This window comes from Marinoscillum luteum, assembly GCF_044005705.1.
Classification (GTDB): domain Bacteria; phylum Bacteroidota; class Bacteroidia; order Cytophagales; family Cyclobacteriaceae; genus Marinoscillum; species Marinoscillum luteum.
The window spans coordinates 216875-236006 of sequence record NZ_JBIPKE010000020.1 but is presented as its reverse complement, the minus strand read 5'-3'; the positions used below and the strand labels follow the sequence as shown (position 1 = coordinate 236006).

At 45.0% G+C, this 19132-nt stretch carries 13 protein-coding genes; 9 read left to right on the top strand and 4 right to left on the bottom strand.

All coding sequences use genetic code 11. The annotated features are described in order from the left end of the window. Positions 1-4: 4 nt before the first annotated feature. On the top strand, positions 5-412 hold the full coding sequence (locus ACHKAR_RS18955; protein WP_395418968.1) for a hypothetical protein: 408 nt from the start codon (positions 5-7) through the stop codon (positions 410-412). Positions 413-545: 133 nt separating this feature from the next. On the opposite strand, the gene acnA is transcribed toward ACHKAR_RS18955, so the two are convergent. Next, on the bottom strand, positions 546-3281 hold the full coding sequence (gene acnA, locus ACHKAR_RS18950; RefSeq protein ID WP_395418967.1) for an aconitate hydratase AcnA: 2736 nt from the start codon (positions 3279-3281) through the stop codon (positions 546-548). Between the two features lie 217 nt (positions 3282-3498). On the opposite strand from acnA, the gene ACHKAR_RS18945 reads away from it, so the two are divergent. Next, a complete protein-coding gene (locus ACHKAR_RS18945) occupies positions 3499-5766 on the top strand; it encodes an aconitate hydratase (protein ID WP_395418966.1) in 2268 nt (755 codons plus the stop codon). 151 nt (positions 5767-5917) lie between these two features. Next, the gene (locus ACHKAR_RS18940) at positions 5918-6715 is read left to right on the top strand and encodes a pseudouridylate synthase (protein WP_395418965.1); all 798 of its coding nucleotides are present in this window, start codon (positions 5918-5920) and stop codon (positions 6713-6715) included. Here the strand turns inward: ACHKAR_RS18940 and ACHKAR_RS18935 are convergent. Together ACHKAR_RS18935 and ACHKAR_RS18930 are read right to left on the bottom strand one after the other, a co-directional pair. Next, positions 6690-7103 carry a putative toxin-antitoxin system toxin component, PIN family gene (locus ACHKAR_RS18935; RefSeq protein ID WP_395418964.1) on the bottom strand — a complete coding sequence of 138 codons (414 nt, stop codon included), beginning with the start codon at positions 7101-7103 and terminating at the stop codon, positions 6690-6692. The two genes, ACHKAR_RS18940 and ACHKAR_RS18935, sit on opposite strands and share 26 nt — an antisense overlap. A 255-nt stretch (positions 7104-7358) precedes the next feature. Then, positions 7359-8357 carry an acyl-CoA reductase gene (locus ACHKAR_RS18930; RefSeq protein WP_395418963.1) on the bottom strand — a complete coding sequence of 333 codons (999 nt, stop codon included), beginning with the start codon at positions 8355-8357 and terminating at the stop codon, positions 7359-7361. Between the two features lie 82 nt (positions 8358-8439). Here ACHKAR_RS18930 and ACHKAR_RS18925 point away from each other — a divergent pair, with 82 nt between their 5' ends. Then, entirely contained in the window at positions 8440-8784 is a 345-nt protein-coding gene (locus ACHKAR_RS18925; protein ID WP_159581301.1) for a 4Fe-4S dicluster domain-containing protein, read from the top strand. A gap of 167 nt (positions 8785-8951) precedes the next feature. Continuing rightward, entirely contained in the window at positions 8952-10526 is a 1575-nt protein-coding gene (locus ACHKAR_RS18920) for a DUF6377 domain-containing protein (RefSeq protein ID WP_159581299.1), read from the top strand. 3 nt (positions 10527-10529) lie between these two features. Here the strand turns inward: ACHKAR_RS18920 and ACHKAR_RS18915 are convergent, their stop codons facing one another. After that, positions 10530-11474, bottom strand: coding sequence for a LysR family transcriptional regulator (locus tag ACHKAR_RS18915; RefSeq protein WP_395418962.1), 945 nt, complete (start codon positions 11472-11474; stop codon positions 10530-10532). A gap of 108 nt (positions 11475-11582) precedes the next feature. Here ACHKAR_RS18915 and ACHKAR_RS18910 point away from each other — a divergent pair, with 108 nt between their 5' ends. The 4 genes from ACHKAR_RS18910 (at position 11583) to ACHKAR_RS18895 (ending at position 19122) form a co-directional block, all read left to right on the top strand. After that, positions 11583-12212: an HPP family protein gene (locus ACHKAR_RS18910; RefSeq protein WP_370519058.1), complete on the top strand. Its 630-nt coding sequence runs from the start codon at positions 11583-11585 to the stop codon at positions 12210-12212. 288 nt (positions 12213-12500) lie between these two features. Beyond that, on the top strand, positions 12501-14480 hold the full coding sequence (locus ACHKAR_RS18905) for a glycoside hydrolase family 97 protein (protein ID WP_395418961.1): 1980 nt from the start codon (positions 12501-12503) through the stop codon (positions 14478-14480). Positions 14481-14560: 80 nt separating this feature from the next. Further along, on the top strand, positions 14561-17509 hold the full coding sequence (locus ACHKAR_RS18900; RefSeq protein WP_395418960.1) for a SusC/RagA family TonB-linked outer membrane protein: 2949 nt from the start codon (positions 14561-14563) through the stop codon (positions 17507-17509). 11 nt (positions 17510-17520) lie between these two features. Further along, complete coding sequence (locus ACHKAR_RS18895) at positions 17521-19122, top strand: RagB/SusD family nutrient uptake outer membrane protein (protein WP_395418959.1); 1602 nt, start codon at positions 17521-17523, stop codon at positions 19120-19122. Positions 19123-19132 lie beyond the last annotated feature (10 nt).

The following is a 19132-nucleotide window of genomic DNA, read 5'->3' as shown; positions in this document are numbered from 1 at the left end:
AATCATGAATAGACTATTAAATTATATAATCATAGCAGGAATGGCCATATTGGCCATCTCCTGCGCTGATCCTGAGGATCCCACCCCGACTCAAATGTCGTACGGAACTTGGACGGTTAGCGAAGTTTATGTGAATGATCAGACGAATCCAAGTAATATTATCAGCAGGTTCACTTTAGAGCGTGATGGTAGTTATGTTCTGGAGGATAACAACGGATTTGCTTCTGTTGGTACGTGGGTGGCTACAGATGTAGCACTTACACTGACTGGCTCAGATGGTACTGTAACTGATTTTGCAATTGTTTTTCAGAATTATGTGAAAATGCAATTGTTGCAGACTATTGAAAGCCCTTCGGCTGGTACGATTGAAATCAGGTATCTGATGAACAAGAGTAGTAGCACGATCTATTAGTTCTAGGAATTATTATGTTTTTTTCAAAAAAGGCCGATGGAGAGATCCATTGGCCTTTTTTCTTTTTAACAGAGCAGGTGAGAAGTATCAGATAATCCAAACCGGTAATATAATTAGTGCTCAGCCCTTAGGATTACCCTTTCAGGAAATGACGAAGTACGTAGTTAAGAATGCCGCCGTGTTTATAATACTCGACATCCACACCAGAGTCCAGCCGTAGTTTGGCTTGGAATTTTACCACATCACCTTGCGGGTTTGATGCAGTGATGTCAACAATCTTTCCGGGAGTGAGGTCCGTGGAGATTCCATGGATATCGAAGGTTTCATCTCCCTTCAGGCCCAGCGTGTCCTGTGTTTCCCCCTCCATAAACTGAAGTGGCAGTACCCCCATCCCCACCAGGTTGGATCTGTGGATGCGTTCATAACTTTCGGTGATGACTGCCTTTACCCCGAGAAGAGTAGTTCCTTTAGCGGCCCAGTCTCTGGATGATCCCGAACCATATTCTTTTCCTCCAATCACAATCAGAGGCGTATCAGTTTCCTGGTATTTCATGGCTGCATCGAAGACAGTCATTTCCTCTCCTGTGGGATAATAGATGGTCCAGCCGCCTTCTTTCGTGGCAAGTCTATTTCTAATTCGCACATTGGCAAAGGTGCCTCGCATCATCACTTCGTGATTTCCTCTTCTCGACCCATATGAATTGAAGTCTTTTGGGGAGACCCCATGTTGCGTCAGGTAGAGGCCGGCAGGGTGCTCGGGTAAGAACTTACCTGCCGGAGAAATGTGATCTGTGGTGACCATGTCTCCCAGTTGGAGTAACACCCGTGCCCCTGAAATGTCCTGTGGTGTAGGGACCTCTTCAGAGATGTTCTTGAAAAATGGTGCTTCCTGAATGTAGGTTGATCGTTCGTCCCATTCATAGATGTTGCCTACCGGAGCCTGTAGTTTCGTCCAGGCTTCATCTCCATCGAAGATGGTTTCATAAGTTCGCTTGTAATCCTCAGGGGTTACCACCACATCCATGATTTCATTGATCTCCTGCTGAGATGGCCAGATGTCCCGCAGATAGACTTCTTGTCCATTGGGGTCTGTACCCAAGGGTTCATTGTTCATGTCAAAATCCATCCTGCCGGCAATGGCATAAGCTACGACGAGCATAGGTGAGGCCAAAAAATTCATTTTGACGTTGGGATGAATTCGAGCTTCGAAATTTCTATTTCCTGAGAGTGCAGAACACACCACCAGATCGTTTTCTATGACAGCTTTCTGAACTTCTGGAATCATATCCCCTGAGTTACCTATACAGGTGGTACAGCCATAGCCTACAGTATGAAACTTGAGCCCCTCCAGATAGGGTAGAAGTTGTGCCTTGGTGAGGTAGTCGGTGACTACTCTTGAGCCAGGTGCCAAAGATGTTTTTACCCAGGGTTTCACATTCAGGCCACGTTCAATAGCTTTCTTGGCCACCAAGCCGGCACCGATCATCACACTTGGATTCGATGTGTTGGTACAAGAAGTGATGGCAGCAATTACTACCGCTCCATCTGATAGATTATAGCTGATGTCATCCTTTTTCAAAGGAACACTGCGTATGCCCGATGACACGGTGACCGGCTCGGCGGTAGTGCCTCCTTCATTGGCCCAGTTGCCGGAGCGCTCCATTACAGGGATATAGGTACGACTGTGAGATTCCTTCAGCAGGTCTATGATCTGTGATTTAGCATTCTTTAATAATATCTTGTCCTGAGGTCTTTTCGGGCCAGATATGGTAGGCTCCACAGTGCCAAGATCGAGCTCAATCTGGTCGGTGTATTGAATATCGTCCTGTGGATCTCTCCAAAGCATGTTTTCCTGTGCATAGGCTTTCACCATTTCCACATGAGCTTTGGATCGATTGGTTTTCAGCATGTAGGCCAGGGTCTGATCGTCGATTGGCCAATGGGTATCCGTGCAGCCAAACTCGGGCGACATATTGCTGATGGTAGCCCGGTCAGGTACGGTCAGGTGCTCCAGGCCAGGTCCGAAGATTTCTACGATTTTCCCAACTACTCCGTAATCTCTCAGTAACCGGGTGACGGTGAGCACCAGGTCTGTGGAAGTCGCCCCTTCACGCATTTTACCTGTAAGTCTCAGTCCGATGACTTCCGGTAAAATCATGTAAATAGGCTGACCCAACATGGCAGCTTCAGCTTCGATACCGCCAACACCCCAGCCAAGTACACCAATACCATTGACCATCGGGGTATGTGAGTCAGTTCCTACCAGAGTGTCAGGAAACAGGTACCCATCCCGCTCGATGACACCCTTGGCGAGGTATTCCAGATTTACCTGGTGGCATATGCCCATGCCCGGAGGGACCACACCAAAATTGGTGAATGCTTTTTGCGCCCATTTGAGCAACTTATATCGCTCATCGTTACGTTGGTATTCCAGATCCACATTTTTCCGGTAGGAGCTCTGAGTGCCAAAATACTCCACCATCACTGAGTGATCGATGACCATATCAGCTGGGACCACAGGGTTGGTCTTTTCAGTGTCTTTACCCTTCCTTGCTACCTCAGAGCGTATGGATGCTATATCTACCACTGCAGGGACTCCTGTAAAATCCTGCATCAATACCCTCGCAGGGGAATAAGGGATATCATCTTTACCCGCAGTTTTTTGCCATCTTAGCAGGGACTCCAGATGTGCTTCAGTCACCGAAAAGTTATCATAGTTTCGAATGGCATTTTCCAGTAAGATCCGAATGGCATATGGAAGTGATTTTACCTCACTTCTTTTCTCCGAAAGGGCCTTTAGTGAAAAGTACTTGTGCTCGCCAAGTGGGGAGGAAAGCTTTCTTTGGATTCCGAAAATATCTTGAGTCATGGTTGTTGAATTTTAAATTGGTTTGAGTCTAATCTTTATAGAAAGTAGCGAAGCCCGCAACCTCCTTCATGATATTAACACAGTTCAAATCAATCTGTTACATTAAATGCAAATTATGTATGTAATGGAAGAAATAGATTAAACGAATTGAGCCAAACATTTTAAAAGTTAAATAACTTTGGATGTACAAAAATTAAAGCATTAAAATCATCATCCTATGGCATTTGATATAGAAATGATCAAAAAGGTCTATGCGAGTATAGGCGAACGTGTAAATAAGGCAAAAGAAGTAACCGGAAAGCCACTCACCTTGGCTGAGAAGATTTTGTACAGTCACCTGTACGAAGGCAACCCTTCTGAATCTTTTAAACGAGGAGAATCTTATGTCGATTTTGCACCAGATCGAATTGCTTGCCAGGATGCGACCGCCCAGATGGCCTTGCTGCAGTTTATGCAGGCCGGGAAAAGCAAAGTAGCTGTGCCTACTACGGTACATTGCGATCACCTGATACAGGCGAAGATTGGAGCGGCCTCTGATTTGCAAAGTGCACTCAACAGTAGCAATGAGGTATTCAACTTTTTGGAATCTGTATCAAATAAATACGGAATTGGTTTCTGGAAGCCGGGTGCTGGTATCATTCACCAGGTGGTATTGGAAAATTATGCATTCCCTGGGGGAATGATGATCGGTACTGACTCACACACCGTGAATGCTGGTGGTTTGGGTATGGTGGCCGTAGGGGTCGGTGGAGCCGATGCTGTGGATGTGATGGCTGGAATGGCATGGGAATTGAAATTCCCAAAACTCATCGGTGTGAAACTGACAGGAAAGCTGAACGGATGGGCTTCTCCGAAAGATGTGATTTTGAAAGTGGCAGGTATTCTAACTGTAAAAGGAGGTACTGGTGCCATTGTTGAATATTTTGGCGACGGAGCTAAGAGCATGTCATGTACAGGAAAAGGTACCATCTGTAATATGGGCGCAGAGATCGGAGCTACCACTTCCACTTTTGGATATGACGAGTCTATGGAGCGCTACCTCAGAGCCACAGGCAGAAGTGAGGTAGCTGACCTGGCCAATGGGGTGAAGGAGCATTTGACCGGAGATGATGAGGTTTATGCTAACCCAGAGCAATATTTCGATCAGGTGATTGAAATCAACCTATCAGAGTTGGAGCCGCATGTCAATGGTCCATTTACGCCTGACTTGGCAACTCCTATTTCAGAGATGGCGGCTAAGGCTGCTAAAAACGACTGGCCAACAAAAGTAGAGTGGGGCTTAATCGGATCATGTACCAATTCTTCTTATGAAGACATCTCCAGGGCCGCATCTATTGCGGAGCAGGCTTTGGTCAAAGGGCTGAAACCAGCGGCGGAGTTTGGTATCAACCCGGGTTCTGAGCAGGTAAGGTTTACAGTGGAAAGAGACGGATTCCTCAATACTTTCGAGAAACTAGGTACCAAGATATTTACCAATGCCTGTGGACCTTGTATAGGTCAGTGGGACCGTGCAGGTGCTGACAAAAAGGAGAAAAACACGATTGTTCATTCGTTCAATAGGAATTTTTCTAAGAGGGCAGATGGTAATCCTAATACCCATGCTTTTGTGACTTCACCTGAGATGGTGGCTGCGATCGCCATTTCGGGGAATCTTGGCTTTAACCCAATCACGGATACATTAACGAACGACAAAGGAGAGCAGGTAAAGCTTGATCCTCCTACTGGCTGGGAATTGCCGGAAAAAGGATTCGATGTGGAAGATCCCGGCTACCTGGAACCTGCCGAAGATGGATCTGGTGTTCAAATCAAGGTAAGTCCTGATTCAAAAAGACTTCAACTTCTGGAGCCATTTGCGCCTTGGGATGGGAAGAACATCACCGGAGCGAAGCTTTTGATTAAGGCCAAAGGGAAATGTACTACCGATCACATCTCTATGGCTGGTCCATGGTTGAGGTTCAGAGGTCATTTGGATAATATCGCCAACAATACCCTGACGGGTGCGGTGAATGCATTCAACGACGAAACAGATAAGGTGAAGAGCCAGTTGGATGGTACTTACGCGGGGGTGCCCGACACACAGAGAGCCTATAAGGCGGCAGGAGTGCCAACGATTGTTGTGGGGGATCATAACTATGGAGAAGGTTCATCCAGAGAGCATGCGGCTATGCAGCCAAGACATTTGGGGGTGAAGGCTGTATTGGTGAAGTCTTTTGCACGTATTCATGAGACTAACCTTAAAAAGCAAGGGATGCTGGCTTTGACCTTTGCGAATGAGGCAGACTATGACAAAATTCAGGAAGCGGATACTTTTGATTTTGTGGATCTGACTGAGTTTGCACCGGGAAAACAGTTGACCATCGTAGCAAAGCATGAGGATGGTTCTTCGGATACCATTAAGGTGAATCATACATATAATGCAGGGCAAATCGGCTGGTTCAAGGCTGGATCGGCACTAAACCTGATCAAATTACAAAACAACTCCTGAGGTTAATTCAGGATCAAATATAGGGAAGGGCTGTTTCGAGTAGAGACAGCCTTTTTTGCTTCAATGAGGCTGAGGTCGTTAAATCACCTGATTGGGCTATGGGGTTGGTTGGTGATTGCTCTACTTTTGCCTTAAAACACACTTTCATCACGTGATCGGATCCAATCCAACTAAAGACCACTTCTTTATTACCTTCCCCCGACCCATTGGTGAAGATGAACTACCTGAGCACTTCTCAGATCCTTTTTCCGATGAACCGCACCCACTTTGCATATTAGCCGCTGAAAAACTTCAGAAGTATCTGCGTCAGCAGGATTGGGAACACAATTTTGGTTTGGAAAGTGAGCGGACGGAAAATGTGATAGGGAAGATGTTTGGCGTACTGGTGGTCCGCACCGCGGAAGGTGAAATCGGATACCTTTCAGCTTTTTCGGGAAAAATGGGTGGAAAAAATCATTACCCAGGATTTGTTCCGCCAGTTTATGATGGTCTAAAAGAGGGTAGTTTTTTGAACCTCGGGATGCAGGAGCTCACCCGGATCAATCGGGAGATCGAGCAGTTGATGGAGTCTCAACCGACCGGACATATGGAAAAGATTGACGCGCTGAAAGATCTGCGGCGAAGTAACTCCATGGCCTTGCAGGACAAAGTATTTGATCATTACCATTTCCTCAATAAGGATGGCGAAGAGAAGAGTCTGAGAGATCTTTTCCCGAATAATCCTCCGGGAGGAGCGGGGGAATGTGCCGGGCCAAAGTTGCTCCAGCATGCCTTTATTCATCATATGCAGCCATTGGCCATGGCAGAATTCTGGTGGGGACAATCACCCAAGTCTGGATTTTGGAAGCATCGGCAATTTTATCCGGCTTGCCGTCAGAAGTGCGAGCCCATTTTGGCACACATGCTTTGGGGCACGAAGATCGTTAGTGAAGACTCATTTCTTCCATGAAATCACCATATGATACGATTTTGGTGTTATTTATTGCTCCGATGGATAGAAGATCGTGATCACCTGTAAGCAGGTAGTTGGCATGACCGTCGATGCATAGATTTATGAGGAAATCATCATTTTCATCACGACAAAGGTGTACATCTGACTGAATCTCAATGAGCTCAGAAAATTCTTTCATGAATTGAAGGATTCTATCCAAATCGGATTCATCAAAATATGATTTGAATTTAGGTCTTTTGGCTACCTCAATAAATTCTGTTAGCAACTCAGAGGAAAAGAGCAATTTTATCTTATTGCTATTGATAAGGGTTTCGAGAAAGGAGTATTTCCGAGTAATTAGGAATGAAATCCAGAGGTTTGTATCGACTACAACCCTATTTATCATTTCTTGATTTCCGAACACGTTTCACTTCCAGGGATATCTCTTCCAAAGAAAGCTCAGAGTCAGACTTTGATCGGATCCTCTCTAAAAAAGTTGAAAAGTTGGATTCTTCATTACTCTGAAAGGCAATTAAGTTCAAGTCGGCCAAATCCTGAAGGAGCTTTTTGGCTTTAGGATTTAATATGTCAATTCGGATAGATTCCATAGAATAAAGATAGTAATTTCCGGATCAAGCTAACTCTTGACATCCTAGAGTTATTAAAGATCCTTTAAAAACGCCACCGTATCCACACCGTCTGCATAATCCCAAACCTCAGGGGTTTGTGCTTGCCCAAAAGGCGTATGTCCCTTCCCTACGATGCATTGTAGCTTGTCTGCATTGGCTGCTAGTTTGGTGTTCAGCGTTTCAAGGTTCTCGTATTCCTCTGCATATAGAATGGAAATAGGAGAGACGAGCTCCTCAGAGGGTTGCCACAACAAAAAACCATTGTCCAGGTGCTTCACTCCATTCACCAGCAAGATGGACTTGTGATAGTCGTAATTGTTGCGGTATTTATTGTGATCTCCCAGGTAGTTTAGCGCTTCGTTGGCTTCAAAAAAGCCTCGCGGATCGTAATTTCTGGGTACAAAAACCTTTGAGACATTTCTACACCCAAGTCCGAAATACCAGAAGATGTCTTTCCCCAATGCTTTTAACTCTGTTTCCGTTTCGCTACCATCCAGTATGGCTACAGAGGTTCGGTTTTTGCGAATTACCCGGGGGTGATTGCGAAAATAGTACTCAAAATAGCGTGCGGTATTGTCACTGCCAGTGGCGATCAGCGCATCTATAGCCGTCAGACGTTCTCGTATTTCTAGGTTTTTTTTAAATCTGGGCTCTATTTCCAGGAGCCAGTCAATCAGGAGCTTTACCAGATAGGTGTCCTGACTACTCGTTTTGATGGCCGCGAAATGGCCAGTGACAAGCACAGAAAGCAGGTCGTGAAAACCTACCATAGGGATGTTTCCGGCCATGATGATTCCGGTGATTTTTGGCACCTCGGGAGAAAGTGGTTCATAAGGCTCCAGCCATTGCTGAAGTTTCTCTTTTTTCAGCATAAAAGCAATGCCTTCGAAGGCCCTCGAAACATTTTCTTTGGTGAACCATTGGTTGTGCAACTGAGCTCTTCTGGCATATTCCTCCAGTGAATCGTTGGAAATAGCCCGAATTTTATCCCCTAATATTGAAAATGCTTCAATTCTTTCTGATAACGTCATTTAATTGTCAGTTACTTTTGTGCGCAAACTTATTGTAGATAATTTTGTTCACTGTTGTTGTACAACATAAATAGTAGATAGAATGGCAATTATGATCACAGACGAATGCATCAATTGTGGTGCATGCGAACCAGAATGCCCTAACACGGCCATCTATGAAGGTGGTGTTGAATGGAAATGGTCTGACGGTACTGATCTGAAAGAGGTAGAAATGGAGGATGGATCTGTCATTGACGGATCTGAAACCCAGGAACCTGTTTCAGACGAGTTTTATTACATCGTTTCAGGAAAGTGTACAGAGTGTACGGGCTTTCATGAAGAACCGCAGTGTGCCGCTGTCTGTCCTGTGGATTGTTGTGTTCCCGATCCTGATTACGAAGAAACAGAAGAAGAGCTGACCGCTAAGAAAGAGTGGTTACACGTTTAGATACATTACAAAAGCGGCTCTGATTGAGCCGCTTTTTTTTTGGATTATTCTGGAAGCTGAAGAGGTGGTATAAAAAGGTAAACCTGAAATTTGGTTAGCTTTAGCACCAAATGAGATCAAGTGAGACCCCAAGCTTATGGTTAAGAGGTTTGTTGTGCATTTTGTGCATGCTAGCAGTCTTTACCCTGGTGGCTCAGCGGCAGCCTACCCAGCTGCAATTACTGGATGAAGCGCTAAGTCATAAGGAACAGTTTGTCAAAGAGAAGCAGGATGTGATCTTGAGACTCAAAAAGAGATTGAGGGCCAATCCCAATGCCAGTCTGGAAGTGAAATTTGAGATCAATGATGCACTTTATAATCAATACCGCAGCTTTATCTATGATTCCGCTTTTGGCTACGCCAAGCGTCTGATTAACCTTGGTTATCAAATGAATGACCCGGATCGAATTGGTTATGCCAAGACACAGATGGGTTTCATTACACTCTCTGCTGGTATGTTTAAGGAAACCTTTGATACCCTCAATACCGTCAGGATCAGTGATTTGACCGAGCCAAATAAATTGGAATACTATGCGTTGATGGCTCGTGCGCTTTATGATAATTGTGACTATAACAAAGACGCCAATTACTGCGAGATTTATATAAGAATGGCGGATAAGTACATCGACTTTGCTACCAATCTGTCCGATCCGGAATCATATAATTTTCTTTACCTAAAAGGCCTTCATAACCTTCGTGAGCAGAGATCTGATGAGGCGATTAAGTATTTGAATAAGCTGCTGGATGGTGGCCTCAAACTTACGACTCATCAATTTGCTATTACAGCTTCCACTTTGAGTTATCTCCACCTGAAACTGGGGGATACCACTCAGGCTATTAACCTACTGGTGGATGCCTGTATCTCTGACATCCAGTCGGCTACCAAAGAAACCCTGGCAATGACCCGGTTGGCCGAGCTTTTATATATGTATGGTCAGGTTGAGGAAGCCTATAAGTACATCAACCAAAGTATGGATGACGCTATTTTTTATGGTGCTAAGCAGCGTAAAAGTGAAGTAGGGGCTATCTTGCCTGTTATTGCTGCATCCCGGCTCAATTATATCGACAATCAGCGCAAAACCCTTTTGGGGTATTCTATAGGTCTGACCATCCTCTCTGTTCTTACCATCATTTTTGCATTGAGTACGCTTTTTCAATTCCGAAAGCTGAGGAGGCAGGATCTGGTAATACGACAGACCAATGAAAACCTGACTGCTGCAAATGGCATGCTTTCAGAGGCCAATAAGATCAAAGAGGAATACTTGGGTTATTACTTCAATATCAACTCAGAATACATCGAAAAAATCGAAAAGTTTAAACGCTCAGTGGATCAAAAGTTAATTTCTAAAAAGTATGAAGAGATCAGGTTTGTGATGAGCAGAATTGATCTTAAAAAGGAGCGGGAGGAGTTATATTATAGTTTTGATAAGGTGTTTCTTAAGCTTTTCCCGGACTTTGTAGCCACTTTTAACTCCTACTTCAGTGAAGTAGATCAGGTCAAATTGGAAAATGACCAGCTACTAAACACTGAGCTGCGCATTTTTGCTTTGATCAGGATGGGCATATCTGACAGTGATAAACTGGCCAAAATTTTAGGGTACTCTGTTAATACGATTTACGCTTACAAAAATCGCGTGAAGAGTAAGGCACTGATCCCCAATGATGAGTTTGAGCAGAGGATCATGGAGATAGAAGCTACCTAGCGATTATTGATTGAAACTCATTTCCCGCACCGGTTTGTCCGTCACCCTGTTTTCGGGAAATTCTTGTGCAATAGTCTCCTCAAAATTGCAAATAAAGTCAGTGAAGTGCTTTTTAGAAAGATCTTCATTTCTCATGACCAGGAATAGTGAGCGTTTTAATCCATTTCTACTAATGGGTTTGAATACGAGTTCTTTTTGGTAAATGACGTGTTTGAGGGTCCATTTGGGAATGCAGGTAATCCCCATGTTGGCATTGATCATTTCCAGACTGACTTCTGTTAGTGGGATGGCACTGATCTTCTTTGGCAGCACATCATTGGGCTTGAGATAGGTTTCATATACAGAAACAGTCTCCAGAGGAAAGGAATGGATGAGTAAATGCTGATCAGTGAAGTCCCTGGCTTCAAGATATTCCCTTTGGCTCAAAGGATTTTCCTTGTGCATGACAGCAAATAGCTCGTCCTGCAATACTTCCACACTGGACAAAGACTCCAAACCAGGTTGGCGGGTGACCATCGCTATGTCCACCTCATACGAAAGAAGCTTTGATAAGGGTTGGTGGGTGGCGTCAAAGTTGAGATCAATGGAGATCTGAGGATACAAAGCGGACATTCTTTGGAGAAAGGATGGAAAGAGTAAATAGAACGAGTAGCATTCGCTGCCCGCTTTAATGTTTCCTCCGGTACTTTGGCTGAAATGTTTAATCTGCATGAGTTTTTTATCGACTGAATTCAATACTGAAGTGGCCAAATGATAGAGCTCCTGACCTTCTTCAGTGAGTTCCCATTCTTTTCGGTTTCTGATGAAGATTTTAACACCCAGATTCTCTTCAACCGAACGGAGTTGATGACTTAAGGCAGATTGGGTGAGAAAAAGTCTTTCCGCCGAATTGGCAATGTTACCCTCGTCAGCGATGGCTTTGATGAGTCTGAAGTGCTTGAGTTCCATACTTCAAAAATATGAAATTCGGGGATGTGTTATGATGATTAAATTTCAGGGTCGGGTCAAATATTGTTCAGTTTTAGAGAAACCACTTTGCTGTAAACTCGGATACTTTTGCAGGCTCAAAGACACGGGATGGTGAGCAAAAGGATAAAAAGAAACTTCAGAGTGGTGAAGTATGTGATTTATAAAGAAACCCTTGTAGACTGGCATGAGCATATGTGGTCTTTTGTGGGCTCATTTGTCGGCATAGGTCTGATTGCCTGGGCCCAGGGTGTTCATTTTGCAGGAGAGGATGGTGTTTTTTTGATTGGTTCGTTTGGAGCATCAGGTGTACTGATCTATGGGGCTATCCAGAGTCCGCTGGCTCAGCCAAGAAATCTCATTGGTGGCCATGTGTTGTCGGCTTGTATTGGAGTGGCTATCAGTCAGGTTTTTGGTAGCAATATTTCGCTTGGAGCTCCTTTAGCGGTGGCACTATCGATTATTTGCATGCAAATCACAAAAACGATGCACCCTCCGGGTGGAGCCACAGCCCTTATTGCGGTCATTGGTTCTGAGCGTATTTTGGATCTGGGATGGCTCTATGTGGTATTTCCCGTTTTCAGCGGAACGATGATTCTCTTCGTGGTTGCACTTGTGTTTAATAATGTCACCCCAAAAAGGAGCTACCCGACAAACTCACGTTTCACCAGGGTATTCAAGAAAACGATTTTGATGCAGTTCAAATCCAATTCCCTCTAACAAATCCCATCGAGATAATTATCTCAAGCCTCGTCACTTATATTGGATCGATGATGCACCACGGTTAAGGCTATATGGTATTTATATTTTCAGAATTAGTCTAAGCTGTTATCTGTCTGTTTTTCAGGTTTTTAAAAGATTTAAACCTCGTTTATTTTCTATATCCAACACTTCTTTTTTGAGAATCTCTTGTAAGTAAAACTCTTTTGTCAAGTGTATCACCGGCAGTCAAATCACCCTGGTTCCGGAGCCAGATACATTTTTTGATTAACCCAAAACTGACAAAGAGTGAAGATCATTATTACAGGAATTTGTTTACTATTTCTTTTAGGTGGATGTTCGTCTGACATCATCATCTCTTCTCCAAACGGCAGACTACAGGTTATTTTCAGAATTAATAATGATGTTCCATTTTATGAAGTAAAGCGTGATGGAGAAGCAGTGGTACTTGAATCTCCCTTGGGGTTTGAGTTGCAGGATGAACCATCTCTGACGGGTAATTTCAAAATAGTCAAGATCAACGAATTCACGCTTGACGAAACCTGGTCTCAGCCTTGGGGCGAGGTGAAGAACATTCGAAACCATTACAATGGGATAACCATTACCCTTCAGGAAAAATCAGATCTTCAGCGCTTATTGAAGATCACCTTTAAGGTGTATGATGATGGACTTGGCTTTAGGTATGAGTTTCCAGAGCAACCCCATCTGACGGACTTTGTGATCACTGGCGAGCTTACTGGCTTTATCATGGCCAAGAACATGAGCGCATGGTGGATTCCTGCATACGGAGATGAGATAGATTCTGAATTTTTGTTTTCCAATGACCCTTTGAGCGAGCTCAGTGAAAAGGTACATACTCCGCTCACAATGGAATATGAGGATGACCTGTTTGTAAGTATTCATGAAGCAGCTCTGGTGAATTATCCGGCCATGACTCTGGAGCCATCCGGACAGCTGCTCAGTTGTGACCTGGTGCCCTGGGCTTCCGGTATCAAAGCTGAAGTAAGTGCCCCGTTCAATACACCCTGGAGAACGATTCAGATTGCAGAAAAGGTCGGTGATCTCATTACTTCCTATCTGATTCTAAATCTAAATGAGCCTAACCGGCTGGAGGACTTGTCCTATATAACCCCAGGTAAATACAATGGGATATGGTGGGCGATGCACCTGAATAAGTACACATGGAGTCAGGGGCCAAATCATGGAGCTGCAACAGCTAATGTGAAAAAATACATCGATTTCGCTGCTGAAAATGATCTTTCAGGGGTACTCGTAGAGGGTTGGAATGAAGGCTGGGACTATGACTGGAGTGAGGGTCGATTTGAGTTTATGCGTCCTTATCCTGACTTTGACATTGAAGAGCTTACGGAGTATGCGCGTGAGCGGGGTGTTGGGCTTATTGGTCATCATGAGACTGGTGGTAACATCATCAATTATGAGCGTCAGCTTCCGGATGCATTTGCCTATTATCAAAAATATGGAGTTCATAGCCTCAAAACAGGCTACGTAACAAGAAGACCGAATGGGGAGCACCACCAGGGCCAATTCATGGTACGCCATTATCAACGAGTGCTGGAGATGGCTGCTGCCCACCAGATTGCTTTGGATATCCATGAACCCGTGAAGGCTACCGGGCTGAGAAGAACTTATCCGAACCTGATGACCCGGGAGGGTGCCCGTGGTGCGGAGTATGAAGCGTGGAGCGCGGGAAACCCGCCGGAACATACGGTGATATTGCCTTTCACCAGGTGTCTGGCGGGTCCTATGGACTATACACCCGGAATATTCGATATCCTGATTCCCTCCAATCCGGGACATAGAGTACACACGACATTGGCCAAACAACTGGCCCTTTATGTAACCATCTATAGTCCATGGCAGATGGCTGCAGATTTACCCGAAAACTACATCGGACATCCTGCACTGCAGTTTATCCGCGATGTGCCTACTGACTGGGAAGAAACCCGGGTGTTGAATGCCAAAATAGGAGACTTCATCACTGTGGTAAGGAAAGATCGACACAGTGACGACTGGTATCTGGGGAGCACAACCGATGAAAACCCAAAGTCATTGCCCGTAAAGCTGGATTTTTTACTGCCCGGTCGCAGGTACATAGCAGAAATGTATGCAGATGGTCCATCCGCCAGTATGGAAGATAACCCACTGGAGATTTCCATTGACCGAAAGGAAGTGACTTCTACCCAAAGCATCGACCTCAATCTGGCTCCGGGTGGAGGGCAGGCCATTCGGTTCCACCTGTTGGAATAAGGAAAATAAGACCAGCATTCATGGAAACATGAATTTATACCAACTCAAACGCTAACAAAATGAAACAAAACTTGAAGATGATGAAACATTTACTAATGGTGGTGTTTTTGCTGACTTGCACCCTTGCGAGAGGTCAGGATGAACACATAGTCACTGGGAGGGTGACAGATGCCGATACCGGACAAGGACTGCCGGGAGCCACAGTGGTGGTCAAAGGGACCTCCGTGGGTACCATCACTAATATTGATGGGCAATACAAGCTTGAATTGCCCACGGGCTGGGAGAGCATTACCGTGTCATTTGTGGGTTTTGTATCTCAGGAGATATCTGTACTAGGGAAGTCTATTATAGATGTGTCGATGCCCACGGACATAGCTGCTTTGGAGGAAGTGGTGGTAGTGGGCTATGGTACTGTGAAAAAATCCGATGCTACAGGATCTGTCGCTGTGGTTTCTTCTGAAGACTTCAACAAAGGTGCTGTGAACTCGGTGCAGGAACTTATGATAGGGAAAACCGCCGGAGTATCCATTACACCCATTAGTGGTGCACCGGGCAATACCTCCACCATCAGGATTAGAGGTGGGTCCTCCATGTCTGCGAGCAATGATCCCTTAATAGTGATAGATGGTGTACCATTGGATAATACCCCTATAGGTGGTTCACCCAATATATTGTCCACCCTTAATCCCAATGATATTGAGAGTTTCACGATTCTCAAGGATGCGTCAGCCACCGCCATTTATGGTTCACGTGCTGCAAATGGCGTCATTATTATTACCACTAAGCGGGGTGATAGGGACTTAAAACTGACCTACAATGTCACCACGTCTCTCTATACCACACCCAAAAAGGTGGAGGTATATTCTGGGGATGAATTCAGGACACTGATCAATGAAGTGTATGCCGGAAATGCCGCCGTGACTTCTTTATTGGGTGATGCGGATACCGACTGGCAGGGAGAGATCTACAAAAATGCTATCGGACAGGATCACAACCTGAGCTTGTCAGGTACCTTGAAGTCTACGCCTTATCGCATTTCCCTGGGATACAACAACACAGAAGGAGTGTTGAAAACCTACAACTTTGAGCGGACTACACTCTCATTGGGTCTGGATCCAACTTTCCTTAATGATCAGTTGAAAGTGAAGATCAACCTGAAAGGAATGGATAATAACAACAACTTTTCAGACCAGAGTGCAATCAGAAATGCGGTAGTTTATGATCCTACAAAGGAAGTGTTTAATGGCAATACCAGATGGAGGGGCTATACCACCTGGACGACGGGCGGAATAGATGGTAGCCCCATTAACCTGGCACCAGCCAACCCAGTGGCTCAGCTAGCCCTGACAGACAACACCTCCAATGTCAAAAGAAGTATTGGAAACATACAGTTTGATTATCAGTTGCCTTTTCTGGATGGTTTGAAAGCCAATCTAAATCTTGGTTATGACATTTCTCAAACCAAAGGCCACAACAACGTAAAGGACAGTACGCAGTGGGTGTATATTCCTACAGTAGCTGGTGGCAGGACAAGTCCGTATTTCAATGAGCGCCAGAATCAATTACTTGATTTTTACCTGAATTACCATAAAGTCATCGGAGACAACAGCCTGGATGTGCTAGCAGGTTACTCATGGTCTCACTTCTGGCGTGCCAGTGAAGATTCTACGTCCAATGCTTCGGGAACAGAATCCACCCAGCGTAATGATTTTCAATCGGAGTACTATCTGCTTTCATTTTTTGGTAGAGTTAACTATTCTATCGCTCAGAAGTATCTGTTCACACTCACGCTGAGGAACGATGCTACTTCCCGCTTTTCGCCGGAAACCCGATGGGGACTTTTTCCAGCGGCTGCCTTTGCCTGGAACGTGGGGCACGAATCCTTCTCGCGTCAAAGCCATATTGTTTCTGATCTGAAGCTAAGATTGGGCTATGGGATCACTGGTCAGCAGGATTTGAACAATGGCAATGACTATCCCTATGTAGCGAAGTATACAATCAGTGATGATGCTGCACGGTACGCATTTGGCAACCAGTACTATAACACCCTTCGGCCGGATGGCTATGATGCAGATATACGCTGGGAGACCACCACTACAGCCAATGTAGGGGTTGACTTTGGTTTAGCAGGCAATCGAATCACGGGCTCGCTGGATTTTTATCTCAAAGAGACTAAGGATCTCCTGAGTATCGTAGATGTACCCGTCGGTACCAACTTCTCAGCCACTGTACTCACCAACGTCGGCAGTATGGAAAACCGTGGAGTGGAGATGAACCTGAACGCCAAAGTAATCACCACCGATAAGGTGAATTGGGAGGTGGGTTACAATGTTTACTATAATAAGAATGAAATCACCAAACTCAACCTGAATGATGATCCTGACTATACCGTGCCTACAGGAAGTGTAGGTGGTACGACTTCTGGTACCATTCAGGCGCAGAGGGTTGGGTATCCGGTCAACTCATTTTATACCTATCAGCAACTTTACGATCAGGATTTAAATCCCGTTGAAGACGCTTTTGTAGATAGAAATGATGATGGAATTATCAATAGCAGTGACTTGTACATCTACCAAAATCCTGCAGCGGATGTTCTCATGGGGATGAACTCATGGCTAAATGTGGGCAACTGGGACTTCACCTTTGTAGGGCGTCTGAGTCTGGGCAACTATGTCTATAATAATGTGGCTTCCAATAGTACCTATCAGTCGCTGTATTCCTCTATGCAATACCTCAGCAATGCCTCCATGCTTGCCGATAAAACCCAATTTATGAATGCTCTGAATACCCGTTTCTCGGATTATTACATAGAAAATGCCTCCTTTTTCCGGATGGATAACATCAATCTGGCTTATAATCTGAGAGACCTCCTTGGCAATAAGCTAAATATGAAGATCAGTGGTGGGGTTCAGAATGCCTTTGTGATCACTAAATACTCCGGACTCGACCCGGAAATCAGTGGTGGTCTGGATAATAATTTCTTTCCACGTACCCGGGTATTCCTGCTGGGTTTTAACTGTGAATTCTAAAAAGAGCTATCATGAAAAACTATAGAATATTCCAAATAATGAGTTTGATTCTGATGGGCTCAGTGTTGAACGCCTGCTTCGGCGATCTGGATACTGAACCACTGGACAATGAAAGCATCACCTCTGCGTCCATTTTTGATGATGAGGCAGCTTATAAGCAGTTTCTGGCCAAACTCTATGGTGGCCTGACGCTTACGGGTCAGCGTGGTGAGTATGGGCAGCCGGAAATCTCAGCAACAGACGAAGGCACTACCTCTTTTATGCGAACCTATTGGAGTGCACAGGAGGTGACTACTGATGAGGCTATCAATGCATGGGGAGATCCCGGATTAGTGGAGTTTCATTCTCAGACCTGGTCAGATAACAACCTCTACATCAAACTGATGTATCAACGAATTTTCATCAACATCGCGTACTGCAATGAGTATATCAGGGAAGTAGGTCAGCGTGTGGATGGTCTTTCGAACCCTTTGAGAACTGAAGTGACCACCTATCTGGCTGAAGCCCGCTACCTGCGAGCCTTGTATTACTATTTTGCCATGGATCTATGGGGAAATGTACCTTTCGTGACAGAAAACGATGATACCGGAGCCTACCTGCCTAAGCAAATCGCTCGTGGAGATCTTTTTCTCTATATAGAGTCTGAGCTGGAGGCCATTCTTCCTGCTTTGGTGGATGTCAGACAGAACGAGTATGCCCGTGCTGATAAGGCCGCGGCGTGGATGCTACTAGCCAAAATGTACCTCAATGCAGAGGTGTATTTGGGTGAGGGAAATGACCGGTTTTCCGATTGTATTGTTCAGTGTAATAATATTATCTCTTCTGGAGCTTACACACTTCATAGCCAGTATTCACACTTATTCCTGGCAGATAATGACAGACTTAGAAACGAAATCATATTTCCAATAGCCGAGGATGGTGATAACACAAGAAACTATGGTGGTGTCACCTATATTATTCACGCTGCTGTGGGAGGTACTCAGGATCCGGACAAGGACTTTGGGATAGGCTCTGGAGGATGGTTTGGAAACAGGCCCACCACCACTTTTGTGGAAACATTTGAAGACCCCACAGGAGACACTGATCACAGGGCAATGTTCTACACCGACGGACAGACGTTGGAAATAGAGAATCCCACGGTGTTCACGGAAGGTTATCTGTGTGAGAAGTTTAAAAACATCACCTCAGCAGGCATAAAGGGTAAGAATGACATTTTCGTTGATACCGATTTTCCACTCTTCAGACTGGCTGATGTGTACCTGATGTACGCTGAGGCAGTCAAAAGAGGAGGCGTAGGCGGCAATGAAGCTACTGCGCTGGATTACATCAATGCCTTGAGAACACGGGCCTATGGCAATACCTCTGGCAATATTTCAATGGCCGATTTCACCCTGGACTTTATCCTTGATGAGCGTGGTAGAGAACTCTACTGGGAAGGACACAGACGTACTGATCTGATTCGCTTCGGTCGGTACTCTGACGGAGATTATCTGTGGGATTGGAAGGGGAATGTAAAAGACGGAAAGACGATGCCCTCGCATCTGGACATTTTCCCTATCCCCTCTGCTGATCTGGGGTTGAATACCAACCTGAAACAGAACAAAGACTACTAGTCACCTGAAA

What these genes read in the sequence shown, in the direction of transcription:
- ACHKAR_RS18955 (WP_395418968.1), top strand. Translation starts at nt 5, where the DNA reads ATGAATAGACTATTAAATTATATAATCATAGCAGGAATGGCCATATTG.
- acnA (WP_395418967.1), bottom strand. Translation starts at nt 3,281, where the DNA reads ATGACTCAAGATATTTTCGGAATCCAAAGAAAGCTTTCCTCCCCACTT.
- ACHKAR_RS18945 (WP_395418966.1), top strand. Translation starts at nt 3,499, where the DNA reads ATGGCATTTGATATAGAAATGATCAAAAAGGTCTATGCGAGTATAGGC.
- ACHKAR_RS18935 (WP_395418964.1), bottom strand. Translation starts at nt 7,103, where the DNA reads ATGATAAATAGGGTTGTAGTCGATACAAACCTCTGGATTTCATTCCTA.
- ACHKAR_RS18930 (WP_395418963.1), bottom strand. Translation starts at nt 8,357, where the DNA reads ATGACGTTATCAGAAAGAATTGAAGCATTTTCAATATTAGGGGATAAA.
- ACHKAR_RS18925 (WP_159581301.1), top strand. Translation starts at nt 8,440, where the DNA reads ATGGCAATTATGATCACAGACGAATGCATCAATTGTGGTGCATGCGAA.
- ACHKAR_RS18920 (WP_159581299.1), top strand. Translation starts at nt 8,952, where the DNA reads ATGCTAGCAGTCTTTACCCTGGTGGCTCAGCGGCAGCCTACCCAGCTG.
- ACHKAR_RS18915 (WP_395418962.1), bottom strand. Translation starts at nt 11,474, where the DNA reads ATGGAACTCAAGCACTTCAGACTCATCAAAGCCATCGCTGACGAGGGT.
- ACHKAR_RS18900 (WP_395418960.1), top strand. Translation starts at nt 14,561, where the DNA reads ATGAAACATTTACTAATGGTGGTGTTTTTGCTGACTTGCACCCTTGCG.
- ACHKAR_RS18895 (WP_395418959.1), top strand. Translation starts at nt 17,521, where the DNA reads ATGAAAAACTATAGAATATTCCAAATAATGAGTTTGATTCTGATGGGC.